The 25,727-nt window shown below is 65.3% G+C and carries 27 protein-coding genes; 16 read left to right on the top strand and 11 right to left on the bottom strand.

Annotated features, from left to right (window positions below; all coding sequences use genetic code 11):
- The first annotated feature begins 76 nt into the window (after positions 1-76).
- Together aroA and HGK27_RS03055 are read left to right on the top strand one after the other, a co-directional pair.
- Positions 77-1,417 carry a 3-phosphoshikimate 1-carboxyvinyltransferase gene (gene aroA, locus HGK27_RS03060; protein WP_206238644.1) on the top strand — a complete coding sequence of 447 codons (1,341 nt, stop codon included), beginning with the start codon at positions 77-79 and terminating at the stop codon, positions 1,415-1,417.
- 79 nt (positions 1,418-1,496) lie between these two features.
- Positions 1,497-2,117, top strand: coding sequence for a (d)CMP kinase (locus HGK27_RS03055; RefSeq protein ID WP_206238642.1), 621 nt, complete (start codon positions 1,497-1,499; stop codon positions 2,115-2,117).
- Positions 2,118-2,192: 75 nt separating this feature from the next.
- On the opposite strand, the gene HGK27_RS03050 is transcribed toward HGK27_RS03055, so the two are convergent.
- Positions 2,193-2,636 (bottom strand): hypothetical protein, encoded by a 444-nt coding sequence (locus tag HGK27_RS03050; RefSeq protein ID WP_206238640.1) that lies wholly within the window; start codon positions 2,634-2,636, stop codon positions 2,193-2,195.
- A 388-nt stretch (positions 2,637-3,024) separates the two neighbouring features.
- Between HGK27_RS03050 and rpsA the strand changes: the two genes are divergently transcribed.
- The 3 genes from rpsA (at position 3,025) to gloB (ending at position 5,998) form a co-directional block, all read left to right on the top strand.
- Complete coding sequence (gene rpsA, locus HGK27_RS03045; protein WP_068091877.1) at positions 3,025-4,725, top strand: 30S ribosomal protein S1; 1,701 nt, start codon at positions 3,025-3,027, stop codon at positions 4,723-4,725.
- 107 nt (positions 4,726-4,832) lie between these two features.
- Positions 4,833-5,234, top strand: a complete 402-nt coding sequence (locus HGK27_RS03040) for a GFA family protein (protein ID WP_206238638.1) — start codon at positions 4,833-4,835, stop codon at positions 5,232-5,234.
- Positions 5,231-5,998: a hydroxyacylglutathione hydrolase gene (gene gloB, locus HGK27_RS03035; RefSeq protein WP_206238636.1), complete on the top strand. Its 768-nt coding sequence runs from the start codon at positions 5,231-5,233 to the stop codon at positions 5,996-5,998. Before HGK27_RS03040 ends, gloB begins: the two co-directional genes overlap by 4 nt.
- Before the next feature lie 334 nt (positions 5,999-6,332).
- Here the strand turns inward: gloB and HGK27_RS03030 are convergent, their stop codons facing one another.
- From HGK27_RS03030 to HGK27_RS02995, 8 genes are all read right to left on the bottom strand, one after another.
- Complete coding sequence (locus HGK27_RS03030; protein ID WP_206238635.1) at positions 6,333-6,866, bottom strand: F0F1 ATP synthase subunit B family protein; 534 nt, start codon at positions 6,864-6,866, stop codon at positions 6,333-6,335.
- Positions 6,859-7,350, bottom strand: a complete 492-nt coding sequence (locus tag HGK27_RS03025) for a F0F1 ATP synthase subunit B family protein (protein ID WP_206238633.1) — start codon at positions 7,348-7,350, stop codon at positions 6,859-6,861. The genes HGK27_RS03030 and HGK27_RS03025 overlap by 8 nt, the downstream gene beginning before the upstream one ends.
- 131 nt (positions 7,351-7,481) lie before the next feature.
- Positions 7,482-7,709 carry a F0F1 ATP synthase subunit C gene (locus tag HGK27_RS03020; RefSeq protein WP_068091796.1) on the bottom strand — a complete coding sequence of 76 codons (228 nt, stop codon included), beginning with the start codon at positions 7,707-7,709 and terminating at the stop codon, positions 7,482-7,484.
- A gap of 46 nt (positions 7,710-7,755) precedes the next feature.
- Positions 7,756-8,541, bottom strand: a complete 786-nt coding sequence (locus HGK27_RS03015) for a F0F1 ATP synthase subunit A (RefSeq protein WP_206238632.1) — start codon at positions 8,539-8,541, stop codon at positions 7,756-7,758.
- A gap of 102 nt (positions 8,542-8,643) precedes the next feature.
- Complete coding sequence (locus tag HGK27_RS03010; RefSeq protein ID WP_322099012.1) at positions 8,644-8,919, bottom strand: AtpZ/AtpI family protein; 276 nt, start codon at positions 8,917-8,919, stop codon at positions 8,644-8,646.
- 485 nt (positions 8,920-9,404) lie between these two features.
- Positions 9,405-9,785, bottom strand: a complete 381-nt coding sequence (locus HGK27_RS03005; protein WP_241126814.1) for a YdbL family protein — start codon at positions 9,783-9,785, stop codon at positions 9,405-9,407.
- Positions 9,785-10,033 (bottom strand): YnbE family lipoprotein, encoded by a 249-nt coding sequence (locus HGK27_RS31000; protein WP_241126813.1) that lies wholly within the window; start codon positions 10,031-10,033, stop codon positions 9,785-9,787. Before HGK27_RS31000 ends, HGK27_RS03005 begins: the two co-directional genes overlap by 1 nt.
- Positions 10,030-13,272 (bottom strand): YdbH domain-containing protein, encoded by a 3,243-nt coding sequence (locus HGK27_RS02995; RefSeq protein WP_206238628.1) that lies wholly within the window; start codon positions 13,270-13,272, stop codon positions 10,030-10,032. The genes HGK27_RS31000 and HGK27_RS02995 overlap by 4 nt, the downstream gene beginning before the upstream one ends.
- Positions 13,273-13,351: 79 nt before the next feature.
- Here HGK27_RS02995 and radC point away from each other — a divergent pair, with 79 nt between their 5' ends.
- From radC to HGK27_RS02965, 6 genes are all read left to right on the top strand, one after another.
- Positions 13,352-14,146 (top strand): RadC family protein, encoded by a 795-nt coding sequence (gene radC / locus HGK27_RS02990; protein ID WP_206238626.1) that lies wholly within the window; start codon positions 13,352-13,354, stop codon positions 14,144-14,146.
- 765 nt (positions 14,147-14,911) lie between these two features.
- Entirely contained in the window at positions 14,912-16,225 is a 1,314-nt protein-coding gene (gene purB, locus HGK27_RS02985) for an adenylosuccinate lyase (RefSeq protein WP_068091821.1), read from the top strand.
- Positions 16,226-16,361: 136 nt separating this feature from the next.
- A complete protein-coding gene (locus HGK27_RS02980) occupies positions 16,362-16,679 on the top strand; it encodes a lipopolysaccharide assembly protein LapA domain-containing protein (RefSeq protein ID WP_206238624.1) in 318 nt (105 codons plus the stop codon).
- A 22-nt stretch (positions 16,680-16,701) separates the two neighbouring features.
- On the top strand, positions 16,702-17,379 hold the full coding sequence (pyrF, locus tag HGK27_RS02975; protein WP_206238622.1) for an orotidine-5'-phosphate decarboxylase: 678 nt from the start codon (positions 16,702-16,704) through the stop codon (positions 17,377-17,379).
- On the top strand, positions 17,376-17,897 hold the full coding sequence (locus tag HGK27_RS02970) for a GNAT family N-acetyltransferase (RefSeq protein WP_206238620.1): 522 nt from the start codon (positions 17,376-17,378) through the stop codon (positions 17,895-17,897). The genes pyrF and HGK27_RS02970 overlap by 4 nt, the downstream gene beginning before the upstream one ends.
- A gap of 9 nt (positions 17,898-17,906) precedes the next feature.
- A complete protein-coding gene (locus tag HGK27_RS02965; RefSeq protein WP_206238618.1) occupies positions 17,907-18,548 on the top strand; it encodes a phosphoribosylanthranilate isomerase in 642 nt (213 codons plus the stop codon).
- Between the two features lie 84 nt (positions 18,549-18,632).
- Here HGK27_RS02965 and HGK27_RS02960 read toward each other — a convergent pair whose 3' ends face one another.
- Entirely contained in the window at positions 18,633-19,106 is a 474-nt protein-coding gene (locus HGK27_RS02960; protein WP_206238616.1) for a hypothetical protein, read from the bottom strand.
- A 269-nt stretch (positions 19,107-19,375) separates the two neighbouring features.
- On the opposite strand from HGK27_RS02960, the gene trpB reads away from it, so the two are divergent.
- From trpB to HGK27_RS02935, 5 genes are read left to right on the top strand one after another with little or no spacing between them, the layout of a single operon-like run.
- The gene (gene trpB, locus HGK27_RS02955) at positions 19,376-20,593 is read left to right on the top strand and encodes a tryptophan synthase subunit beta (RefSeq protein ID WP_206238614.1); all 1,218 of its coding nucleotides are present in this window, start codon (positions 19,376-19,378) and stop codon (positions 20,591-20,593) included.
- Positions 20,593-20,892, top strand: coding sequence for a hypothetical protein (locus HGK27_RS02950; RefSeq protein ID WP_206238613.1), 300 nt, complete (start codon positions 20,593-20,595; stop codon positions 20,890-20,892). The genes trpB and HGK27_RS02950 overlap by 1 nt, the downstream gene beginning before the upstream one ends.
- On the top strand, positions 20,889-21,695 hold the full coding sequence (gene trpA / locus HGK27_RS02945) for a tryptophan synthase subunit alpha (protein WP_206238611.1): 807 nt from the start codon (positions 20,889-20,891) through the stop codon (positions 21,693-21,695). The genes HGK27_RS02950 and trpA overlap by 4 nt, the downstream gene beginning before the upstream one ends.
- A gap of 27 nt (positions 21,696-21,722) precedes the next feature.
- Entirely contained in the window at positions 21,723-22,574 is an 852-nt protein-coding gene (gene accD / locus HGK27_RS02940; protein ID WP_206238609.1) for an acetyl-CoA carboxylase, carboxyltransferase subunit beta, read from the top strand.
- Positions 22,575-22,601: 27 nt separating this feature from the next.
- Positions 22,602-23,921 (top strand): bifunctional folylpolyglutamate synthase/dihydrofolate synthase, encoded by a 1,320-nt coding sequence (locus HGK27_RS02935; protein WP_206238608.1) that lies wholly within the window; start codon positions 22,602-22,604, stop codon positions 23,919-23,921.
- On the opposite strand, the gene HGK27_RS02930 is transcribed toward HGK27_RS02935, so the two are convergent.
- Positions 23,918-25,603, bottom strand: coding sequence for an AmpG family muropeptide MFS transporter (locus HGK27_RS02930; protein WP_241126812.1), 1,686 nt, complete (start codon positions 25,601-25,603; stop codon positions 23,918-23,920). The two genes, HGK27_RS02935 and HGK27_RS02930, sit on opposite strands and share 4 nt — an antisense overlap.
- Positions 25,604-25,727: the final 124 nt, after the last annotated feature.

Raw genomic sequence — 25,727 nt, 5'->3', positions numbered from 1 at the left:
GGCCCCGAGCAGATATGCGCAGCAGTTATCTGGTGATGGGGCCCCACCCTGTCAACACAGACAAGAAAGATCGCCCGTGAGCCATTCCAGCCAGCCCCGCCCGCACACCTTCACCTCCGGCGGGGCGCTGAAAGGCACGATCCGCGTGCCCGGCGACAAGTCGATCAGCCACCGCTCGATCATGCTGGGCGCGCTGGCCATCGGCGAAACCCGCGTGACGGGCCTGCTGGAGGGCGAGGATGTGATGTCCACCGCCGCCGCGATGCGCGCCATGGGCGCGACCATCGAAAAGCAGCCCGACGGCGAATGGGTGATCAACGGCGTGGGCGTGGGCGGCTTGCTGCAGCCCGACACCGCGCTGGACATGGGCAATTCGGGCACCTCGACCCGCCTGCTGATGGGTCTGGTTTCCAGCCATGCCATCACGGCCACCTTTGTGGGCGACGCCAGCCTCTCCAAGCGCCCGATGGGTCGGGTGATCGATCCGCTCTCCACCATGGGCGCGCAGTTCATGTCCTCGCCGGGAGGCCGCCTGCCGCTGACCATGGAGGGCGCCCAGCCCGCCGTGCCGATCACCTATCGCCTGCCGGTGGCCAGCGCTCAGGTTAAGAGCGCGATTCTGCTGGCCGGGCTGAACACGCCGGGCATCACCACGGTGATCGAGCCCGTGCCCACCCGGGACCATTCCGAGCGCATGTTGAAAGGCTTCGGCGCCAATCTGACGGTCGAGGTGGATGCGGATGGCGCCCGCGTGATTCGCCTGCGCGGCGAGGCCGAGTTGAAGGGCCAGACCATAGAAGTCCCCGGTGACCCCTCCTCCGCCGCTTTCTTCATTGTGGCCGCGCTGATCGTGCCGGGCAGCGATGTGCTGATCGAGAACGTCGGCCTCAACCCCACCCGCGCGGGAATCGTCACCGTGCTGCGCCAGATGGGCGGCAGCATCGAGGAGGTGAACCCCCGCATCGTCGGTGGCGAGCCCGTCGCCGATCTGCGCGTGCGCCATTCCGCGCTGGAGGGCATCGAAGTCGATCCGGCGGTGGTCCCCAGCATGGTCGATGAGTTCCCCGTGCTGTTCGTGGCTGCCGCTCTGGCCGAAGGCCGCACGGTCTGCACCGGGCTCGAAGAGCTGCGCGTCAAGGAATCGGACCGCATCACCGTGATGCGCGAGGCCCTGCAACTGGCCGGCGCCACGTTGCATGAAACCGAGGACGGCATGGTGATCGACGGCACCGCCGGCACGCCCTTGCGCGGCGGCAACAATGCCCCTGTCGCCACTCATCTCGACCACCGCATCGCCATGAGCATGGCCGTGGCAGGTCTGGCCAGCACGGGCGGCGTGGCGATCGACGACGTCAGCCCCATCGCCACCAGCTTCCCCAATTTCATGCCGCTGATGGCCGGGTTGGTCGCGGCTTGAGAATGCGCGGCGCCCCGCATGGGGCGCCGGTGCGGACAAGCATATGGGCGAGTCTCGCCCCAAAAATAAGGATTGAGTGATGATCATCGCCGTCGATGGCCCCACGGCCTCGGGCAAGGGCACGATTGCCAAGGCTCTGGCCGCGCATTTCAACCTGCCGCATCTCGATACGGGCCTGCTGTATCGCGCGGTCGGGCGGCAGGTGGCGCTGGCTGGCGGCAATCCGGACGATGCAAGCGATGCGCTGGCCGCCTGCGCCTTCCCCGATTCGCTGCTGGAAGACCCCGAATTGCGCAGCGAGGCCAGCGGCGGTCTGGCGAGTCGCGTCTCGGTGCATCCGGCCGTGCGTCAGGCGCTTTATGATCGCCAGCGCGCCTTTGCCACGCAGACGGGCGGCGCGGTGCTGGACGGGCGCGACATCGGCACAGTGATCGCGCCGGAGGCCCCGGCCAAGCTGTTCATCATCGCCAGCGTGGAGGCCCGCGCCCAGCGCCGGTTCCTCGAAATGCAGGCTCAGGGCCGCGCCATCACGCTGGAAGAGATCGCCGCCGATCTGGAAGCCCGCGATCGCCGCGACCGGGAACGCACTGAGGCCCCGCTGCGCGCGGCGGAGGATGCCGTCACGCTGGACACCTCCGATCTGGGCAAGGACGCCGCCATCGCGGCGGCCATCGCTCTGGTGGAAAAAGCCTTCGCCTGAAAGAAATGGCGGGGCTTTCACCCCGCCATTCCTGCGTCGATCTCTCAACCCCGAACCATCTCGGGGACAGCCATCTTACTGATGGAAGCGAGCCTGCCCCTCGCCAGCGGTCTGCACCGGGGGCTTCTTGGGGTGATGGCGATGCTTGGCCTTCTTGGGATGGTGACGGCGCCACTCGGCCGCTTCCAGCTTGTGCAGACGTGCGCTGAGCGCCGTGATCTGCTCGCCATTGGCCTGAGCGGCATTGGCCGTGGTCTGGGCCGCCTGAGCCGCAGCACCAGCGCCCTGCGCCGCGCTGCCCGCCGCATCGGCCGTGCCCTGCGCGCGCTGCGCCGCGGCGCCCGCCGCATCGGCGCTGCCCTGGGCGCGGGCCGCATCGGCCTGGCCCTTCTGGCCTTCAACGAAAGCCTGATCGGCGCGTGCCTGCGCCCGCTTCACCGAACCCGTGGTCGCGCAACCGGCCAGAGCCAGCGAACTGGTCACCACGATCAACGCGAACTTGCCAAAATGTGCCTTCATAAGGTCGTATCCTCTTGTGACAGAATGTCGCGAACCGTCGCAAGGATGGCACCCGCCAGCCTGTGCCAAAGATGAACAGATGCCAAAACGCGGGATCAGATGCCCCGTTACACAGATGAACCGAGATTTTCGGGGTGCGAATCATCGAGAATCGCCAGACAGCCCCCAAAACCCGCCAATTTCCTTGCATTTCCTGCAGGATTGGCTTAGTGCGCCGCCCGTTCGTACCGGCCCCTTTCAAAGAGGCCTGTGCGAATACCCATGACGGCATACGGCCCCATGGGTGGTTCGGCCCTTTTTGGCCCATCTGCCGCATGGTGTGGCAGCTGGAGGAAAGACCGGCGGAAAAAACCGCCTGGCCGGAAACATCGACACCAAGGACTCTTTTATGAGCACCCCCTCGCGCGACGATTTTGCCGCGCTTCTTGATGAAACCCTGGGCGGCGCCGCCGCCGGCGGCTTTGAAGGCCGCGTGGTCAAGGGCACCATCACCGCCATCGAAAACGACAAGGCCGTCATCGACGTGGGCCTGAAGAGCGAGGGCCGCGTTGCCCTGCGCGAATTCGCCGCCCCCGGCCAGCCGCATGGCCTGAAGGTCGGCGACGAAGTCGAAGTTTACGTTGACCGCGTCGAGAACGCCGAAGGCGAAGCCATGCTGTCGCGCGACCGTGCGCGCCGCGAAGCCGCCTGGGACAAGCTCGAGAACGAGTTCGGCGAAGGCAAGCGCGTTGAAGGCGTGATCTTCGGCCGCGTGAAGGGTGGCTTCACCGTCGATCTCGACGGCGCCGTGGCCTTCCTGCCCGGCTCGCAGGTCGACATCCGCCCCGTGCGCGACGTCACCCCGCTGATGGACGTGCCGCAGCCCTTCCAGATCCTGAAGATGGACCGTCGCCGCGGCAACATCGTCGTGTCGCGTCGCGCCGTGCTGGAAGAGACCCGCGCCGAGCAGCGTTCGGGCCTGATCCAGAACCTGGCCGAAGGCCAGATCATCGATGGCGTCGTCAAGAACATCACCGATTACGGTGCGTTCGTGGATCTGGGCGGCATCGACGGCCTGCTGCATGTCACCGACATGAGCTACAAGCGCGTCAACCACCCGAGCGAAGTGATCGCCATCGGCGACACCGTGCGCGTGCAGATCGTCCGCATCAACCACGACACGCAGCGCATCAGCCTCGGCATGAAGCAGCTTGAGTCGGATCCGTGGGATGGCGTGGCCGCCAAGTACCCCGTCGGCGCCAAGCTGCGCGGCACTGTCACCAACATCACCGAATACGGCGCCTTCGTGGAGCTGGAGCCCGGCATCGAAGGCCTGGTTCACGTTTCGGAAATGTCCTGGACCAAGAAGAACGTCCACCCCGGCAAGATCGTCTCGACCTCGCAGGAAGTCGACGTGCTGGTGCTGGAAGTCGATTCGGACAAGCGCCGCATCTCGCTCGGCCTCAAGCAGGCCCAGCAGAACCCCTGGGAAGCTTTCGCCGAGCGTCACCCCGTTGGTTCGACCGTCGAGGGCGAAGTCAAGAACGCGACCGAATTCGGTCTGTTCATCGGCCTGGATGGCGACGTGGACGGCATGGTCCACATGTCGGACATCGCCTGGGGCATCTCGGGTGAAGACGCGCTGGCCCTGCACCGCAAGGGTGAGCAGGTTTCGGCCGTGGTTCTGGACGTCGACGTCGAGAAGGAGCGCATCTCGCTCGGCATGAAGCAGCTCGAAAAGGGCGCTCCGGCTGCCGGCGGCGTGGCTGCTTCGGGCTCGAACCTGAAGCGCAACGAAGTCGTCACCGTGACGGTTCTGGAAGTGCGCGACGGCGGTCTGGAAGTTCAGGCTGGCGAAGATGGTGCCACCGGCTTCATCAAGCGTTCGGACCTGGGTCGCGACCGCGACGAGCAGCGCCCCGACCGTTTCCAGGCTGGTCAGAAGATCGACGCCATGGTCACCGGTTTCGACCGTTCGAAGAAGCCCAGCTTCTCGATCAAGGCTCGCCAGCTGCACGAGGAAAAGGAAGCCGTGGAACAGTACGGTTCCTCGGATGCCGGCGCCTCGCTGGGCGACATCCTGGGCGCCGCTCTGAAGGGCGCCAAGTAAGCTTAAAGGCTTACCGGCACCTTCAGGCAGCAGCCTGAGAAAGAAGACCCGCCCGGAGCGATCCGGGCGGGTTTTTCTTTGACCAACGCATGCTTATATTGGCGGCCATGCAAGCCAGCTGCCAATGCGGCGCCCTGAGCGCCACAATCCCCGGTTCCAGTGACCAGATCGTCGCCTGCCACTGCCACGCCTGCCAGAGGCGCAGCGGATCGCCCTTCGGCGTGGTGGCCTATTATCCGGCGGATCAGATCACGCTGAGCGGAGAGCCCTCCTCCTATGTGAGGATTGCGGACAGCGGGGGCAGCTTCGCCACCTACTTCTGCCCAACCTGCGGCACGACCCTGTGGTGCACCATCGATCTCAAGCCGGGCATGATCGGCATTCCCGTGGGCGCCATCGGGGACAAGACCGCCTTCGCCCCCGTCCGCTCGGTCTGGGAGCAGAGCATGCACCCATGGGTCGCCATGCCCGCCGACATCCCCCATTACCTCAAAGGACGCGCGTCATGACCCCACCCCTGACAGTCCACCAGTTCCCCTGCCTCTCCGACAATTACGGCTTCCTGATCCACGATGAGGCCAGCGGCGAAACCGTCGCCATCGACACCCCCGATGGCGATGAATATCTGCGCCAGGCCGAGGCCAAGGGCTGGCGCATCACCCAGATCTGGAACACCCACTGGCACAAGGACCACGCCGGCGGGAACCTGACCATCAAGCAGGCCACCGGTGCCGCCATCACCGCCCCCGCTGGAGACGCCGCCAAGATCGAGGGCGTGGATCGCACTGTCGATCAGGGCGATACGGTGTCGCTGGGGGCTTATCAGGCGCAGGTTATCAATGTAGGCGGCCATACGCTGGGCCATATCGCTTACCACCTGCCCGAGGCGGGAATCGCCTTCGTGGGCGATTCGCTGTTCGCGCTAGGCTGCGGGCGGATGTTTGAGGGCACGCCTCAGCAGTTCTGGGACAGCCTCTCGCGCTTGAAGGCTCTGCCCGCAGAGACGCAGCTCTATTGCGCGCATGAATACACGCAGTCGAACGCACGTTTCGCGGTTCATGCCGATCCGGAGAATGGCGCTCTGGCGGATTATGCTGCGGCGGTGGATGCGGCACGCGCGGCAGGCCGGCCCACGGTGCCCTTCGTGCTGGAGCGCGAGCTGGAGACCAATCCGTTCCTCAGAGCCGACGACGGCGCTCTGGCAGAGCGTTGGGGCGGCGGTGATGCGGTGGCGGTGTTCGCTGCGCTCAGAGAGGCTAAGAACTCGTTTTAAGAAGGAAGGAAGATGCGAGGGGGTTACCCCCTCGCGCTCCCATGACGTCTTCCGACGAAGCGGCGGCGGTTCCCGATCCGAGCGCCCCGTCTCTCCACCGGCGCTACCTAGGGCGCCGCAGGCATGAAAGCCCATAGCGCAGCCCCATCGTTTCCTGCCTGCGGCGCAGCAAGCTTTGCGCAAGGCCGAACCCGATGCGCGACGTAGACAAACCCGGGAGCGCGAGGGTGTAACACCCTCGCATGTGCCCTTCTTCGTAACTTCCTGAACCCCGAAACGAAAAAACCCCCGCCAAACGGCGAGGGCTTTTCACGTTCGCAAACCGGGCGACAGATCAGATCGAAGCGATCGCGCTATCCACCTGAGCCTTGTCGTTGGCAGCGGAATAACCACCAGCGATCAGACCGCGTGCGGCGCTGGTCGCGGCCTCGGCGGCCTTGACGCGCAGCTGGGCAACGGCACCGCGCTCGGCGGCCTCGATCTTGTCGGAGGCCATCTTCTCGCGGCGGGCGATCACCTCGGTGGTGTCGCTTTCCGCCTTGGCGACGATGGCTTCCGCCTCGGCCTTGGCGTGAGCGAGCATGGCGGCCGCGTCCTTCTCGGCGTTGGCGATGCGCGTGGCGTATTCGGCCTTCAGCGCCTCGGCGTCGGCGCGCAGCGCCTTGGCTTCGTCGAGCTGCTTACGGATCTCGGCAATCGAATTGTCGAGGCCCTTGGTCAGCAGGCCGGGCACCTTGAGCACCAGCATGACGACGATCAGCACAGCCATCGAGAGCGCCACCCACATCGGCGGGGTCAGGCCCAGCGCGGTGGGTTCAGCGGCTTCGCTGGCGGCTTCGGCCAGAACGATCAGGCTCAGGTCAGCCATGGAGAGCTTCCTTCACAGCGGCGCGGGCGGTGTCTTCGCCCACGGTGATACCGGCCAGACGCTGGGCGATGTCGCCAGCGGCCTGAGCGGCCACGGTTTCGATTTCGGCCATGGCGCTGGTCACGGCGTTGCCGATGCGCGCTTCTGCTTCCGCAACACGGGCGTCGATGACGCTGGCGGCGGCGTGCAGGCGGGCTTCGGAGGCCTGAGCGGCATCGTGCTTGGCGGCGGCAATCAGGGCATGGGCCTGGGCGCGCTGCTGGGCGGCGGTGGCCTGCCAACCGGCATCGGCACCTTCGGCGGCGCGGCGGGCAGCCTCGGCGTGAGCGAGATCGGCGGCGATCTGGCTGTCACGGGCGGCCATGGTTTCCATCACCTTGGGCACCATGCCCTTGCCGATGACGAAAAACACGAAGCCGAAGAAAATCAGCACCCAGAAGATCTGGCTGGCATAGGTTTCGGCGAGCTGGGATATCTGGGGCATCGTCAGTGTCCGGTGTCGTAGGCGCCTGATCCTTTGGGGACGTCAGCGCAGGCGTAAGCCGGGGAAGCTGGATAGAAAGGAGCCGGGGCGTGCAGGGAAAACCCGCAAGCCCCGGCCCTTTTCGAACCTGCTTAGGCGACGAAGATCAGGATCATCGCGACGACGAACGACAGCAGACCCAGAAGTTCGGCGGCGGCGAAGCCGATGAACAGGCGGCCCTGCTGGCCGTCGGCAGCGCCGGGGTTGCGCAGAGCGCTTTCCAGGAACGAACCGAAGACGTTACCCACGCCGATGGCGGCGATACCGGCACCGATGGCGGCCAGACCGGCACCGACGAGCTTGGCGGCAGTTGCGTCCATTTCAGTAACTCCTTGTTTCGTAAATTCTTGCAGGTTGAACAGTAACTTAGTGAAGATTCTCGGCGTCATTGAGATACAGCGAGGTCAACAGCGCGAAAACATAGGCCTGAATGCCGGCGACCAGGATTTCCAGGGCGCAGATGGCAATCATCAGAAGGAAGCTGGGCAGACCCACCACGCCGCCCCACAGCAGGCCCGAATTGGCCGAGCTGATGACGAAGCTGGAGAGCACCTCAAGCAGAACGTGGCCCGCCATCATCGCGACGAAAAGACGCAGCGCGAGAGAGAAAGGACGCACGAGGAACGAGATCAGCTCGATGATCGGGATCAGCCACAGCAGCCACACAGGCGTGCCATGCGGCACGAAGAGGCTGAAGAAATGCAGCTTGTGCTTGGCGAAGCCGACGATCAGCACGATCGAGAAAGACAGGATCGCCAGCACGCCCGTGACCGAGAAGTGGCTGGTGAAGGTGAAGGGATGCACGCCAACCAGGCTCAGCGGAAGCAGGCCCAAGATGTTGGCGAACAGGATGAACATGAACAGCGAGAAGATGTAAGGCACATACTTCTTGCCGTTGGGGCCGATGTTGGCGGCCAGCAGGCCATCGATGAAGCCGGTCATGGTTTCGACCGCCATCTGCCAGCGACCGGGCACCAGCGCACGCTTCATGCCGCCTTGCACGAAAACCCACAGCGCGATGGTGGTGATGGCCATCCACAGCGCGGAATTGGTGAAGGCAATGTTGTGACCGGCGATGGCCCAATGATCGGTGCCGAAAAGCGGCTCGATCTTGAACTGCGCCATGGGATCGACACGACCGTGTTCCGCCACGTTTTACGCCCTCATACCTATGTGGGCCCTGCCCGAGGGTGGCTGAAAATGCCGCTTGCGAGACATTGTCCTGCCGCCAATCACACGCTGCGTTGCGCGGGATCAGCCCTGGGAAGAGCCGGAAATCCGGAAGATGTTTCTGAAAGCGACAAAAGCGCCAAGCGCCATCACCACCAGCAGACCCCAGTGCGACTTTCTCCCAATGGCCTGGTCAATGACCCAGCCAATGAAAGCTCCGCCGCCGATCCCCCCGATCAGCTCGGCCAGAACACGGCTTCCCATGCGGTAATTCGCATCGGCCTCCGCGCCCGCCGTCGGCTTGGTCCGCGCTTCCTCGCGCTCGCGGACGGCTTTGATCCGTTCGTCGAGCGCTTCCATGCGCTGGTCCTGGCCAACAGGGTTCCGTGCGTTTGTATCGTCTTCCATGTCTTTCGTCCCGGCCACTAAGGCCCTGAGGCGTCTAACACATGGGCAACGCTCGCCCGCCCGGGGCGCTGTGGCCCTTAAGCGGGGGGTGCATCCAAGTCAACCGCCCGTGGCGGTCGGTGAGGGGTCGAAAGTGGGATGCGGGGCGGCGGATGCAAGGGGTACGGCGTGGCCGAGCGTGAAAAAAATCCCGGAAACTGACTGATTCCCGGCCCTTCGCGTGGTTTGCGCAAGGGAAAGCCGCGCGCAACGACTTGTAAACGCTTTGCACAGCTGATGACAATTTCGCGGCAAAGCCATGACACGGCCTGCCGCAGAAAAGCCTGTCACCAGCCTCGCCTGTCTATGATGGCTTTGCTCACAGCCCCATACGCGAATCGCCCGATTGCCGTTGATGCGGGCAACCGGGCGATGCGTATCTTTACAAAGGCTGACGATTATCCCGGGCAGCGCGCATCCCGCGAAGGCTTGTCACCGCCGCGCGTGTGCCACTGGCCATCGGTGCCCATATACTTCTCACCGGGGGCCGTCTTCTCGATCAGGTTACAGCCGGTGGTGAAGGCATAGGCCTCGATCGTCACGCCCTGCTCCTTGGCGTGCTGGGCGTAGACCGACTTGCGCTTGATGTTGAGGTCCTCGACCATGCGGACCACCGGCGCGGGCGCCGCGCCCACCGTGCCGAGATAGCCGGTGGGCAGCTCACCCACCTGCCCCGCCGAGCGCGCGGCGGCATAGGCCGGATCGCGGTCCTGCGCATAGGCGGGCGCACTCAGGGCAACAGCCGCCAGAGCGGCAGCGATCATGAAACCCTTGGCCATCAGAAGATATCCTTGTTCTTGTCCACCGTCTGCTGGACATCGGGCGCCAGCTTGTAGACCACATCCTGTTCAATCTTGATGTTCAGCTCGATGACGATCGCCTTGTCGGGCGCGTTGAGCGTGATGCACCCCGCCGTCATCACCGAGCCTGCCATCACAGCCGCCAGTGCGCAAGCGCGTCGCCCGAGAGCGGGGTTCCTGATGGCCCGACGGGTCGCGTCGCGCGTGGCGAAGCTGATGCTCTTCATGGACGATGCTCGCTGACTGGAGGCTGAATGCCGGTGGATTGAGGGGATTGTGCCGGATTTGCGGCAGGCTGAGAAGGTGTCGCGACAGGCTTGCCATCGCTGCCCACCAGACCCACGCTGCGCGGATCGGCCACGGCCTTGGCGTCATACAGGCTGCGCACCGAGCCGATCAGGCTGTAGAAGGGCGCGCGCAGATTGACGTTGAACTGGATCGGCAGCTTGCCGATCTGCCTGGTCAGGAAATTGCGCGAGGCCTTCTTGCCCTGCGTCAGCCCGCGCAGCTCGACCCGGCTGACCAGTTCGCCCGCCAGATCGCCGTTCATATCGATGCGCATCTGCTGATATTTGAGATCACGCAGCGTGCGGAAGGCGAAATTGGCCGTGGGCGAGAGGTTCTTGTAAGTCAGCGCGCCGATATAGGCCACCGTGCCGCCCGGCGGACGCGCCGTGAGATAGCCGGCCACCACATGGCCGCCCTTGTCGTCGAAGACCAGCGGCAGATGGCCGTCGAACAGGCCCGTCGCGTTCAGATTCGACATGTCCATATGGGCGAGGAATTCCGCCGCATCGATGCCCTCGACATCGAGCGAGAACTTGCGCGCCTCCACCTCGCCGAAGCGCAGCACGAAGGGCTCCATCCACATGCGGCCATTGAGGAAGGGCCATTCGGCGCGGCTGACGCGCAGCTGCCGGTTGGGCTCCAGCGCGAAGATCACATCGCCATTGTCGGCCTCGATGCCGGGGTTGATCGCGGCGACGGTGACATGCTGGTTGGGCGCGGTCACCATGTTGAGCAGATCGGTGAAGGTCACCGTGCCCTTCACGCCGCGCACCGGGCCTGCCGCGCTGGCGAAATCGAAGCCCTCGCTGGAAACATGGCCGCTGGAGCGGATGCGCCCATTGCTCCAGGCGATATGCGCGTCGGCACTCAGCACGCCCGAAGCGTCAGCAATCATGCCGGTGCTCAGCTTGCTGATGTCCTGCGGCTGCAGCCCCTTGTCGAAGCGCAGCGCGGGCGCCTTGGCGTCCAGCGTGCCGCGCGAGGCGGAGAGATCATGCATCAGGCTGACCTGCGCCAGCACGCGGTCGCTGGCGGCAGCGCGCACCTCACCCTGCGCCGAAAAGACGCCCTTCACCAGCTTCGCCGCGACATCGCGCGCCACCAGCGGCTGGAAGCGCGCATCGGGCGGCGTGGCGCCGGGGCGAACCGGGGGCAAACGGTCGGTGACGGCCAGCGAAGCGCCATCCATCACCAGCGCGCCATCGGCCCAGCGCCACGGGCTGTTGAAGGCGCCGATGTCCATCGTCAGCGCGGCCAGAGCCAGCGAGCCGCCCTCCGCCGTGCCATGAATGCCTGCCGGATCGCGCAGTTCGGCGGTCAGCTTGTCGATATGCGCGCGGGTGGTGTCCCCGCCGGTGCCCAGCGTGAGGACGATATCCTGCACTTCGGCATGGCGCTCGCCCAGTGTGAGCGCACCGCTGGCCACATGCAGCGCCTCGCCCGAGAGCGTGCCCGCCAGCGACAGGTTGGGCACGCTGGCGCCCCAATGCAGCGCACTGCGGCCAACGGCCAGCACGGCATGCGGCGCGCCCTCGCCCGGGCACAGATCGAAGCTGCCCGCCGAAAGATCGAGTGAATCGAAAGTGGCCCCGGCGTAATGCACCGGCGCACAGGTGCGGCCCAGCACCAGACCATCGCGCGCCGTCCAGTCGCCCGCGATCGGCAGGCCCAGTTCGCGCACCGAACCGCCCGGCACCGCGCCCGAGACCAGCACCTGCCCGGCCATCGCCACACGCCCGCCACGCTCTTCGATATGCAGCGCGGGCACGGTGATCGCCGCGCCATCGGCAGCCCATGGCGCAATCGCCAGCTGAGCGCTTTGCCCACCACCGCGCACCGGCGCGACGCGGAGATTGACGGTCGGCAGATCGCCGCCGGTCAGCGCCAGATTGCCCGTCAGGCCTCCACCGTTCACCATCAGGCGCGAGCCCTCAAGATGCGCGCGCGGGCCTGACCAGCGCGCCGTGGGGATCACCAGGCTGAAGCCGCGATCGCCGCGGCGCATGGTCCAGCTGCCTTTCAGCTTGCTGCTCTGCCCCTCATGCATCAGCCCTGCCGAGAGGCGCGCCAGCAACGGCGCCACCAGCGTGCCCTGCGTCGATTGCCGCCAGCCGGCCAGCGTGGCCATCACCTGCGAATCGGGCGTGACGCCCTCACCGGTGAAGCCGCCCTCGGCAGTGAGATGGTCGAAATCGGCATCGCCGCTGATCCGCCCGTCGACGCCGATCCGCCGCGCGGCAATGCCCGGCAGATTGACGCCTTGCCCCGCCAGCTCCCAGCCCGCCGCGATGCGGCCATGGCGCATGGTCAGCTGGGCATGGCCGCCCAGCGCCCGGGCCGCGCCCGTGCTGGTGGCCAGATGGACCGGCGCCAGATCGAGCAGCACCTCGCCGCCCGCAAGATCGGCATCGCCCTTGGCGTCGATGGCGACACGCGCAGGGTCCAGATGCAGACCCTTGAGATTGCAATGCAGCCCGGTCAGGTCGAGCGGGCCGGTCAGCCGGGGCTTGCCCTGCGCCACGGACAGCCGCCCGTCGAGACTGGCACCGCCCTCACAGCCCTGCCCGGCCAGATGCGGCGCGCGCAGGGCCAGCGTTCCGGCAAAGCCATTGCGCAGATGACCGGCGCCTGCTGCCGTCAGCGAGGCGACACCCGCAGGCGTTTCGAAACGGGCCTGAGCATCGCGCAGCACCAGCTCTGCATTGGGCAAGCCCGAAGGCCCCGAAGAGGAGGACAGCAGCCGGTCCAGTTCACCCAAAGTCAGCTTGCCGTTCTGCCAGCGCCCGGCCAGCCGCACATGCTCCAGCGTGACGCGGCCAAAGCCCTTGATGTCGCTGCCGATCGAGACCTCGATAGCCAGCCGCCCTGCGGTGAAATCGGGATGAGCAGGATCGCCCACGCTGACATCGGCCAGATCGATATGAGTCGCGCCCACCTCGGCCACGCGATAGCGCGCGGGCAGCTTCCACGCCTCAAGCTGGTGATCGATCAGTTTTTTGGCGATGGCATCGCGCCAGATCCAGCCCGCGCCCAGCGTGAGCACCACAACGGCGCTCACCCCGCCCGCGCCGACCAGAGCGCGGCGCCTCCAGCGTGAGCGCGCGCGAACAGGCACGTCGGGCTCGCCCGCCATGTTATCCTGTTCATCAGTCTGGGTATTGCCCCCGAGATCGATCATTCTCGCCCTCTTGCGCGAGAGGCCGCCGAAAGGCAATGCTTGTCCTTCCGGCATAGCTATGGGGCGGGCGGCAGCGGCGATGGATGAAGCGGACAGATTGCGCGATGCAAGACCCCATCCCGAATTGTTCGAGGATGCCTTCGCGGCGATAGGGGCGCCAAGGCCCGAAACCCCCGCAATCAAAGCGGAAAAACCCAAGGAGCCCTCCACCGCCGAGGGCCATCGCGGCCGCCTGCGCAAGCGCTTGCTGGAGGGCGGCGCGGAGGCTTTGGCCGATTACGAGATCCTCGAATATCTGCTCGCCACCGCCATCCCTCGCCGCGATACGAAGCCCTTGGCCAAGGCGCTGATCGCGCGCTTTGGTTCACTGGCCGGTGTGTTCAACGCCGACCCCGGCGCGCTGATGGGCCACCCCGGCATGGGCGAGACCAGCGCCGCAGCGGTGCGGATCGTCTCGCTGGCCACGCGGCGCCTCGCCCGCACTCAGGCCTCCGAAAAGCCGCTGCTCGATACGTGGAGCAAGCTGATCGAGTATCTCACCATCGATATGGCGCATCTCTCGGTGGAGCGGGTGCGGGTGCTGTATCTCGATCTGAAAAACCGCCTGATCCGCGACGAGCATGTCGCCGACGGCAGCATCGACGAAGCCGCCATCCACCCGCGCGAGGTGATCCGCCGGGCTTTGGATCTGGGCGCTGCGGCGCTGATCCTCGTCCACAACCACCCCTCGGGCAATCCTGAGCCCAGCCGCGCCGATATCCAGATGACCAACCGTATCGCCGAAGCCGGGCGGCTGCTGTCGATCACGGTGCATGACCACATCATCATCGGGCGTGAGGGGCATGTTTCGTTGCGGGCGAAGGGTTTGATTTAGGGGTTTAGGAAGGAAGAGATGATGCGAGGGCCATCGCCCTCGCGCTCCCTTTCGTTGTCAGCGTGGTGTATCGGGTTCGGCCAAGGCGCTGGGGTTGCAGTGTTGGAGTAAGGTGGCTGCCTGCGGCGCGATTATAACTGAGCAAGAGGCATTAATGACAGTCCATGATCCTCACCGTGAAGGGCGCCTCGCTCGACAGCGCTTTGCCAGCGCGTTCATGTCGGACACGAAATGGAGGAAGCTGTTTGAGGCTGTCCATCACGGACATCCTCAACTCCACCAAATGGTCGTCAAATTTATCGATGTGGATGAGCCATGCCTCATGCGTTTTCCACCAGCCCTATCTTGTCCCCGCGCCTATATGGACTCGATCGAGTTCGGCCCTGTGGAGCTTCGCGCTATCGAATGGCTTGCGTTTCAAACTGATGTTTCGGCTACGTTGGCATCAATAGGCCAATTCCCACTTACGGTTCAGGATGGCCAGACGAAGGTGACAGGGTATGCGGATGCCACGCCAGCGCCTGCCCGCTAACCCAAACTTTGCGCACATCCCCTCCCGCGCAGCGGCTTATAATAACAGCCACATAGCGCCCTGCACCCTGCACCGAACCCCAAGCGCAAACGCCCACAATAAAGGGATCGCAAAGGGCGATGGCCCTTTGCCCGCCGGAGGCATAAACCCTCAAACCCAGACTCCAACCTTGCCTTTCGCGCCCACTCCCCCTAGCGCCCGACCCAACTCCATCCCTTGAAAAGAGAGCGCCCATGGTCCCTCGTTATGCCCGGCCCCAGATGACCGCCATCTGGGAAGCAGAAGCCCGCTACAAGATCTGGTTCGAGATCGAGGCGCATGCCACGCAGAAGCTGGGCGAGCTGGGCGTGGTGCCCGCCAGCGGCCCCAAGGCCCTGTGGGACTGGTGGGCGACCAACCCCTCCATCGACGTGGCCGCGATCGACGCGAAGGAAGCCATCCTCAAGCATGACGTGATCGCTTTCCTCGACTGGGTGGCCGAGCAGGTCGGCCCCGAGGCGCGCTTCATGCATCAGGGCATGACCAGCTCGGACGTGCTGGACACCACGCTGGCCGTGCAACTGGCCCGCGCCGCCGACATTCTGATCGCGGACGTCGATCTGCTGCTGGAGGCGATCAAGCGCCGCGCTTTCGAGCACAAGTACACGCCCACCATCGGCCGCAGCCACGGCATCCATGCCGAGCCCACCACCTTCGGCAAGAAGCTGGCCGAGGCCTATGCCGAATTCACCCGCAACCGCGCCCGCCTGGTCGCCGCGCGTGAGGACATCGCCACCTGCGCGATTTCGGGCGCTGTGGGCACCTTCGCCAACATCGATCCCAGCGTGGAAGTCTATGTGGCCGAGCAGATGGGCCTGTCGGTCGAGCCCGTCTCGACGCAGGTGATCCCGCGTGACCGCCATGCGATGTTCTTCGCCACGCTGGGCGTGGTCGCCAGCAGCATCGAGCGTCTGGCCGTGGAAATCCGCCATCTGCAGCGCACCGAAGTTCTGGAAGCCGAGGAATATTTCTCGCCCGGCCAGAAGGGTTCGAGCGCCATGCCTCACAAGCGCAACCCGGTGCTAACCGAGAACCTGACCGGTCTGGCCCGCGTGGTGCGCGGCGCCGTCACCCCGGCGCTGGAGAATGTGGCGCTGTGGCATGAGCGCGACATCTCGCACTCCTCGGTCGAGCGTTTCATCGGCCCCGATGCCACGATCACGCTGGACTTCGCGCTGGCCCGTCTGACCTCGGTGGTCGACAAGCTGGTCGTGTACCCCGAGCGTATGCAGAAGAACCTCGACCGCATGGGTGGTCTGGTTCACTCGCAGCGCGTGCTGCTGGCGCTGACTCAGGCCGGTCTGGAGCGCGATGCTTCCTACCGCCTCGTGCAGCGCAATGCGATGAAGGTGTGGGAGAGCGATGGCCAGCTCTCGCTGCTCGAACTGCTCAAGGCCGACCCCGAAGTCTCGGCCAAGATGACCGACGCGGAGCTGGAAGAGCGCTTCAACCTCGATTACCACTTCAAGGCGGTGGACGTGATCTTCGATCGCGTCTTCGGCAAGTAAGCTGAAACAGGGCGGGGTCTGGCCGTGTGCCACCCTGCCCTTTTCTTTACAGGCAATCGCGCCTAGCATCCGCTCTAGGGGCGCCAACCGCCATGGGTCTCACCTGTGGCTGCCTGGTTTTTGGAAGGGATCACCGATGCAGTTCATCCGCACCGCACTGGCGGTCATCGCCGGGATCGTCCTGCTGATCTTTTCGGTCAACAACTGGAAGCCTGTCGAGGTGCGGATCTGGGATACGCTGGTGCTGGATACCAAGCTGCCCGCCGTGGTGGTGGTGTCCTTCCTGCTGGGTCTGGTGCCGATGTGGCTGATTTCCAAGGCCGGGCGCTGGCGTTTGAAGCGCCGCATCCAGACGCTGGAAAACGCCGTGCTGGCCGCCAGCCAGACGGTGATCACGCCTTCTGTTCCAGCCCCCGCTCCCGAACCCGTCCCTGCTGCCGACAACGGCCAATAAGCTTCAACATCGGATCACCATCATGCACAGCAACCCGCTCTATCTCGCTCTCGATCTGCCCCGCCTCGATGCCGCCGAAGCCTTGGCGCGCAAGGTGAAGGCGCATATCGGCGGGATCAAGCTGGGGCTGGAGTTCTTCTGTGCCCATGGCCATCACGGCGTGCATGAGCTGGCCAAGATCGGCCTGCCGATCTTCCTCGACCTGAAGCTGCATGACATTCCCAACACGGTGGCGGGCGCGATGCAGGCGATCCATGTGCTGCAGCCCAGCATCGTGACGATCCATGCCGCCGGTGGCCGCGCCATGATGGAAGACGCCAAGGCCGCCGCTGGCGAGCATACCAAGGTGGTCGCCGTCACCGTGCTGACCAGCCTGGACGATGGCGATCTGAGCAACATCGGCGTCAACAGCAATGCCCATGATCAGGCGCTGCGTCTGGCCGATCTGGCGCAGAGCGCTGGCATCGACGGCATCGTCTGCTCGGGCCATGAGGTTGGTGCGGTGAAGCAGCGCTGGAAGGACGGCTTCCTGGTGGTGCCCGGCCTGCGCCCCGCCGATGGCGTGCTGGGCGACCAGAAGCGCTCGGTCACGCCGCGCGCCGCGCGCGATGCCGGGGCCAGCGTGCTGGTGGTGGGCCGCCCCATTTCCCGCGCGGAAGACCCGCTGGCCGCAGCCCGCGCCATTGAAGGCACGCTATGAGCAGCGACGCCGTGCAAGACGTCCGCCTCGCCACTGATGCCGATCTGCCCGCGCTGAAGGCGCTGGTGGAAAGCGCCTATCGCGGCGATGCGGCGCGCGGCGGCTGGACTCACGAGGCCGACCTGCTCGAAGGCGAGCGGATCACCGCTGATGATCTGGCCGCACAGCTTGCCAATCCGGCGATGCGCGTGCTGGTGCTGCCCGGTGAGGACACCACCCTGCCCGCCACCATCAGCATCACCGATCTGGGCGAAGGCGTGGCCTATCTCGGCATGTTCGCTGTCGATCCCGCACTTCAGGCGGGCGGCATCGGGCGGCGCATGATCGCGGCGGCCGAAGACTGGGCCCTGCGCGAGTTCTCCGCCCACACCATGCGGATGACGGTGATCTCCTCACGCGCCGAGCTGATCGCCTGGTACATCCGTCGCGGTTATGTCGATACGGGGCGCACCACCCCCTTCCCAATCCCCGACATCACGCATCTTTCCATGGTGGTGCTGGAAAAGCCTCTCGGTTAAGGGAGCGGCATGAACGCTCCCCTGATCAAGATCTGCGGCCTTTCCACCACCGAAAGCATCGATGCCGCGCTGGCCGCACAGGCCACCCATATCGGGCTGGTGTTCTTCCCCAAGAGCCCGCGCAATGTCTCCATCGAGCAGGCCGCCGCTCTGGCCCTGCATGCGCGCGGGCAGGCGAAGGTGGTGGGGCTTTTCGTCGATCCCGAGGATGAGCTGCTTGCCAGCGTGCGGGCCAGCGTTCCGCTCGATATCCTGCAACTGCATGGCAAGGAGGCCCCTGCCCGCGTTGCACAGATCCGCGCTGCGCATGGACTGGACGTCTGGAAAGCCATCGGCGTGCGCAAGACCGAGGATCTGGCAGCGGCCCAGCCCTATGTCGGCGCGGCAGACAGCATTCTTTATGATGCCAAGCCGCCAGAAGGCTCGCTGCTGCCCGGTGGCACGGGGCTGCGCATCGATTGGGGGCTGATGCAGGGCTGGCGCCATCCGCTGCCGTGGCTGCTGGCAGGGGGGCTCGATCCGGCCAATGTCGCCGAGGCCATGAGCATCACGGGCGCCACAGGCGTTGACGTTTCCTCGGGCGTGGAAAGCGCGCCGGGGGTGAAGGATCACGCGAAAATCGCCGCCTTCTGCCACGCTGCTCTGGCCTGAAACGGCAAGAGGCGGCCGGATGAAACCGACCGCCTCCCTTGCGACCCGCCCGCGACCAGCGCGGGGGGCTAACGGCAAGTTAAATCAGAACTTGATACCGGCGCCGATCAGCACCTGGTTGTTCTGGTTGCTGTCATTGCCGTTGAAGATGTGGCGATATTCCACCTTGCCGTAATAGGGGCCGAAGCTGTGCTCCACGCCGCCGCCCAGATGGGCGCCGTCCTGGTAGCTGCTGCCATAGCTGTAGCCGCTGATGACATAGAGCTTGTCCTTGGGCGTGGCATGGATACCGAAGCGCGCGCTGGTCGAGCCCACGGCATTGTCGCGGCTGACGAGGGTCTTGTCGATGGCCTGCTCGACACCGATGAACGCGCCGCCCGGCAGATTGTAGTCATAGCCGATGGCGCCACCGATGGTGCCCTTGGCTGCCTGACCATCCTGCCAGTCAACGCCGGAACGGATTTCAGCGCGGACGTCGCCCTTATCGCCAGCCATGGCGGGGGCAACGAAGGCACCCACGGAGAGCGCTGCCGCTGCTGCGATGAGAACCTGACGCATAGTAGTAACTCCCTGATAATCTAGGCATTTAGTGCCGAGCAACCGTTTGCGATACCCTGACTGTCATACCGCTGAATGCCATTTTCATATTCCAGTCATAATTGTCGCATTGCAGCATCAAAGGCCTGCAATTCCGCCATTGAGGCAGGCGCTGCCCTAAATGTCGCAATCTGTTCAGATGGTTCGACACGATTTTACCGTTGCGCAGGTGCAACAGGTCTTTGGCGGCTGGACAGACTCGCGCGCGCATGGCAGGCGCTGGACCCACTATGAACGCCACCACGCCCAACTCCTTTCGCAATCAGCCCGATGAGCGCGGCCATTTCGGTCAGTTCGGTGGCCGATACGTCGCCGAAACGCTGATGCCGCTGATTCTGGACCTGGAGGCCGAATACAAGCGCGCCAAGGCCGATCCGGCTTTCCAGGCCGAGTTCGAGGATCTGCTCGAACATTATGTCGGCCGCCCCAGCCCGCTGTATTTCGCGCCCCGACTGACGGAAGAGTTGGGTGGCGCCCAGATCTGGTTCAAGCGTGAAGAGCTGAACCACACCGGCGCTCACAAGATCAACAATTGCATCGGCCAGATCCTGCTGGCGATCCGCATGGGCAAGACGCGCATCATCGCGGAAACCGGTGCGGGCCAGCATGGCGTGGCCACGGCCACCGTCTGCGCGCGTTTCGGCATTCCTTGCGTGATCTACATGGGCGCGCTGGACGTGGAACGTCAGAAGCCCAATGTCTTCCGTATGAAGCTGCTGGGCGCCGAAGTGGTCCCGGTCGAATCGGGCGCCCGCACCCTGAAGGATGCGATGAATGAGGCGCTGCGCGACTGGGTCGCCAATGTTCACGACACCTTCTACATCATCGGCACGGCAGCGGGCCCGCACCCGTACCCCGAGCTGGTGCGCGATTTCCAGAGCGTGATCGGCAAGGAAGCCCGCGCCCAGATGCTCAAGCGCACCGGCAGACTGCCCGATCTGCTGATCGCGGCGGTGGGCGGCGGTTCGAACGCCATCGGCCTGTTCCACCCCTTCCTCGATGATGCCTCCGTGCAGATGATCGGCGTGGAGGCGGGCGGCCACGGCGTGGACACCGACCAGCATGCGGCATCCCTCACCGGCGGCGTCCCCGGTATCCTGCATGGCAACAAGACCTATCTGCTGCAGGACGAAGACGGCCAGATCACCGAGGCCCATTCGATCAGCGCGGGCCTCGACTATCCCGGCATCGGGCCGGAGCACAGCTGGCTGCATGACATCGGCCGGGTGAAGTATCTGCCGATCAACGATGATGAAGCGATGCAGGCCTTTCAGGACTGCTGCCGCCTCGAAGGCATCATCCCCGCGCTGGAAAGCGCCCATGCGCTGGCGGCGCTGCCCAAAGTGGCCAAGCAGTTTGGCAAGGACCAGATCATTCTGGTCAATGTCTCGGGCCGTGGCGACAAGGACATCTTCACCGTCGCCGACAAGCTGGGCACCGCGATCTGATGCTCAGCCAGCGCACTCTGGCCGTTCTGGCGGCTCTGTGCCTGGCTGTCTCGCTGGTCGCGCGTCTGCTCGACCAGCGCGCGCTCGACGCGCATGCGGCGGCGCTGGCCGCCATCTCGGCTGTACCGGACCCTTCCGCGCCTTCGGTCAGGGCTGCAGTGGCCGATCGCATACCGACGATCTGCACCACCATCTGCACCCTGTCCCACAACACCGCGATGCTTGATGCGATCAGCATCGCCTCGCTGGTTCTGGGGCTGGGCTTTGCCCTGACCGCATTATGGAAACATGTGAAATGACCCGCCTCTCTGCTGCCTTTGCCAAGGGGCGCCCCGCGCTCGTCACCTTCATCACCGGCGGCGATCCCACGCCGGACGCCACCGGCGCCATTCTGGATGCGCTGGTCGAAGGCGGCGCCGATGTGATCGAGCTGGGCATGCCCTTCACCGATCCCATGGCTGATGGCCCGGCGATTCAGGCCGCCAATCTGCGCGCACTGGGCGCGGGCACGCGCACGGCAGACATTTTCGCCATCGCCAGGGGCTTCCGCCAGCGCCATCCCGAAACCCCGCTGGTGCTGATGGGCTATGCCAACCCCATGGTGGCGCGCGGTGCGGACTGGTTCGCCAACGCCTGCGCCGAAGCTGGCGTGGACGGCATCATCTGCGTCGACATTCCCGCTGAGGAAGATGCCGAACTGGGCCCGGCCCTGCGCGCCAAGGGCGTCTCCTTCATCCGCCTGGCGACTCCGACCACCGATGCCGCCCGCCTGCCCGCCGTGCTGGAAGGGTCGAGCGGGTTCCTCTATTACGTCTCGGTCGCCGGGATCACCGGCAAGCAGCAGGCCCAGCTGGCCAGCATCGAGCAGGCCGTGGCGCATCTCAAGTCAGGCACCGATCTGCCAGTCGTGGTCGGCTTTGGCGTGCGGACCCCCGCGCAAGCTGCTGATATTGCTCAGCATGGCGATGGCGTGGTGGTCGGTTCGGCCATTGTCGATCTGATCGCCCAGCATGGCGCCGATGCCGCCGGACCGGTGCGCGAGCTGGTCTCCAGCCTCGCCGCGGCGGTGCATGGCGCCCGCACCATTTCCAATCTGGCCTGACTCAAAAAAATCCTCTAGGGGGCGCCCATGAGCTGGCTCAATCGTGTTCGCAATTCGCTCTCCTCGCTCGGCGCGGCGAAGGAGCAGATCCCCGATAATCTCTGGATCAAGTGCCCCAATTGCGGGGAGATGCTGTTCACCAAGGATTACGAGGCCAATTTGTCCGTCTGCCCGCGTTGCGACCATCACGGTCGCATCGGCACCGACGCACGCCTGTCGCAGATCCTCGACGCCGGTTTCGAGGTGCTGCCCAGCCCGCGCGTCAAGGACGATCCGCTGAAGTTCCGCGATTCGAAGAAGTACACCGATCGCCTCAAGGCCGCCCGCGCCGCCAATCCGCATCATGATGCGCTGACCAACGCGCTGGGCACCATCGACGGCCATCGCGCTGTCGTCGGCGTGCAGGACTTCTTCTTCATGGCCGGATCGATGGGCGTGGCCGTGGGCGCCGCCTTCGTCTCGGGCGTGGAGCGCGCGATCAAGGAACGCGCACCCTACATCATCTGCACCGCCGCCGGTGGCGCGCGCATGCAGGAAGGCATCCTCAGCCTGATGCAGATGCCGAAGGCCACGGTGGCCCTGCGCCGTCTGCGCGCGGCGGGCCTGCCCTATATCGTGGTGCTGACCGATCCCACCACCGGCGGCGTGACGGCAAGCTACGCCATGCTGGGCGACATCCATATCGCCGAGCCGGGCTGTCTGATCGGCTTTGCGGGCCAGCGCGTGATCCAGGACACGATCCGCGAAAAGCTGCCCGAAGGCTTCCAGCGCGCCGAATATCTCCACGCCCATGGCATGGTCGATATGGTGGTGCGACGCCCCGAGCTGAAGGCCACGCTGGCCATGCTGCTCTCCTATATGTGCAACAAGGCGGCTTGATCCGCATCCTGCTGAAAGCCTGACCAGATGCGCGATTTCGCCACCTCCGATCATCCCGGCGTGGCCGCGCAGCTGGCCCGGCTGGGCGCCTTGAGCCTGCCGCAAGGGCGGCTTGGGCTTGAGGTGATTCACGGCCTGCTGGCCGCTCTGGGCGATCCTCAGCATCGCCTGCCCCCGGTCTTCCATGTCGCGGGCACCAACGGCAAGGGCAGCACCTGCGCCTATCTGCGCGCCATGCTGGAAGCGCAGGGCCTGCGCGTCCACAGCGCCACCAAGCCGCATCTGGTGCGCTACAACGAACGCATCCGTATCGCGGGCGAGCTGATTTCCGACGAAGCGCTCGCCGGCCTGCTGGAGCGCGTGCTGGATGCCACCGAAACACTGGGCGAGGACCTCTCTCCCAGCTTCTTCGAGGTGACCACCGCCGCCCTGCTGCTGGCCTTTGCCGAAAACCCCGCCGATGCCTGCGTGATCGAGGTGGGTCTGGGCGGTCGGCTGGATGCCACCAATGTCTTCACGAAGCCCGCCGTCTGCGGCATCGCCACGCTGGGCATCGATCATGAGGCCTTCCTGCTGCGCCCCGAGGAAGGCGCGCCCGAAGACCCCCTCACCCGCATCGCCTTCGAAAAGGCGGGAATCGCGCGCAAGGATGCGCCGCTGGTCACCCAGCCCTACCCCTATCGCGCCGCCGCGGAAGTGCGCCGCATCGCCGAGACCACAGGCGCCCCGCTCTTTATGCGCGGCGAGGGCTGGGATGCTGCCATCGGCGACACCATCGCCTACCGCGATGAGCATGGGGATTTAACCTTGCCCCTGCCCACGCTGGTCGGGCTGCATCAGGCGGAGAATGCCGCTCTGGCCGTCGCCATGCTGCGCCATCAGAACGAGGTCGAGGTCAGCCCGGAGGCCATGGCCAAGGGCATCCGCCGCGCCAAATGGCCCGCGCGCCTGCAGCGCCTTGGCAAAGGCCCCCTGACCGAACTGGCGGGTCGTCGGGAAATCTGGCTCGATGGCGGGCACAATCCGGACGCAGGCCTCGCCATTGCGCGGCATTTCGCGCATCACGCGCCGGTGCATCTGGTGCTGGGCATGCTGGCCAACAAGGACCCTGCCGCGCTGCTGAAACCGCTGTCAGACTGCCTGATCAGCGTCTCGGTGGTGCCAGCACCCGGCCATGACGCGCATCGGCCCGAGGACTTCGCGGGCCATACCGCCCTACCCGTCGCATCCTTTCCCGATGTGGCGCAGGCGATTGCCGCTCTGCCGCCCGAGGGCGATGTGCTGATCGCGGGCTCGCTCTATCTGGCGGGCGAGGTGCTGCGCCTCAACCGCGAGTTTCCTGATTAAAGCTGTTTGGCGGCGCGCTCCTTGCGCGCCGCATGGGCCCATTCGGTCAGCACGAAGACGGTGGTGATCACGCCCGTCAGCGCGGTGATGCGGAACACCGGGCCATAACCGTAATGGTCGAAGGCCTCGCCCGCCACGCCGCGCCCCAGCGTGCCCACCAGCGACACCATCGATGACAGCAGCGCATACTGGATCGCCGTATAACGCCGGTCCACCTGCGAGGAGAGATAGGCCACGAAAGCCGTCAGCGCCATGCCGGTGCTGATGTTTTCATAGCAGATGGCGATCAGCAGCCGCAGCATAGGCGCGTCAGCCCCCATGGAAGCGGCAAACACATCCAGACGCGTGGCATGCGCAAAGGCATCGAGCCCGCGCGCGCCATCGGCCAGATCGGCATAGAGCAGATTGCCCAGCGGCGGCAGGATCGCGCCCAGAAACACCGTCGGGAAGCGGCCAACCCTGGTGAAGAGATAGCCGCCCAGCGAAATGCCCGTCATCGTCATGATGATGCCGAAGATCTTGGAGGCAAAGGCCACCTGATCCTTGGTGTAATGCATCTGCTCCAGATAGAAGGGATACGCGAAGCTGGCCCAGATGTTGTAGCACAGCGCATAGGTCAGGATGAAACCGAGCAGGCTGAGCACCCACCAGCCGCGCCGGGACACCAGTTCCTCCAGCGGAGAAATCAGCGCGGAAAAGGCATGATCACCCACCGCGCGCAACAGCCCGCCGCCCGCGACCGGCGCCGAGACTCCTTGTCGCCGCAGCCGATGCGCCAGAGCGGCCACGATCATCGGCATCACCACCGTCGCCGCCACGATCAGCGGGCCCTGCGTGCGGGTGAAATCACCCACGGAGAGCGGCTTGGCCCCGGGCGCCAGCGGAGAAAGCATCTTCACCATAAAGCTGACGATGGTCACCACCGCCCAGCCCCAGCACAGCAGCACCACGCCCAGCAGCGCTGTGCGCAGTTTCGGCGCCAGCCAGCCATCGCCCGCAATATCGGCGGCCACCGCGCCCTCGGGGCGCTCGGCACTGTCCGGCGCGACGCTGCACAGGGCCGAGACCACCGCCAGCACGCCAGCCATCACCATAAAGACCTGAGGCCAGCTCATTCGCGCCGCCATAAACAGCGCAAAGGCGCCGCCCACGATGGAGGAGGTGCGATGGCCAAACTGATAGAGCGCCGTCAGCAGTTCAAGCGAGGTGTCCTCATCCGCCGCCTCAATCCGCCAGCCGTTGATGGCGATGTCCTGCGTGGCCGAGGCAAAGGCGCAGACAAAGGCCACCAGAGCAAAAGGCCCGATCGCCGCCGCCGGATTCATCAGCGACAGGGTGAAAATCCCCGCCACCAGCACCACCTGACACGGCAGAATCCAGCCCTTGCGCCGCCCCAGCCTGTGCAGGCCGGGCAAGCGCACCCGGTCGACCACCGGCGCCCAGAGGAAGGTGAAGGAATAGCACAGGCCAATCCATGACAGCACGCCAATGGTGGTCAGCTTCACCCCCACCTCGCCCAGCCATGCGTTCAGCGTGCCGATCAGCAACGCAAAAGGCAGGCCACTGGCGAAGCCCAGACCCAGCATGCAGGCCGACTTGCGGGTGGCAAGCGCCGCGCGCAGCAGCGCCAGTCCCTTCGGGCGGGCAGGCTTTTGAACGGTATCGGAGGCAGTGCTGGCCATGAATTGTCCCTGATTGAAGCGCCAGACTAGGCAAGCGGCGCCCGCAAGGCCAGAGGTGATGCCATCATGGCACACGCAAAGGTGTGCATGGTTTTGACCTTCGGGCTTAAGCGGCGTAAGGGGC

Source organism: Novosphingobium terrae (assembly GCF_017163935.1).
GTDB classification, from domain to species: Bacteria; Pseudomonadota; Alphaproteobacteria; order Sphingomonadales; family Sphingomonadaceae; genus Novosphingobium; species Novosphingobium terrae.
The sequence above is the reverse complement of the archived record's forward strand: the minus strand, read 5'-3'. Positions and strand labels throughout refer to the sequence as shown.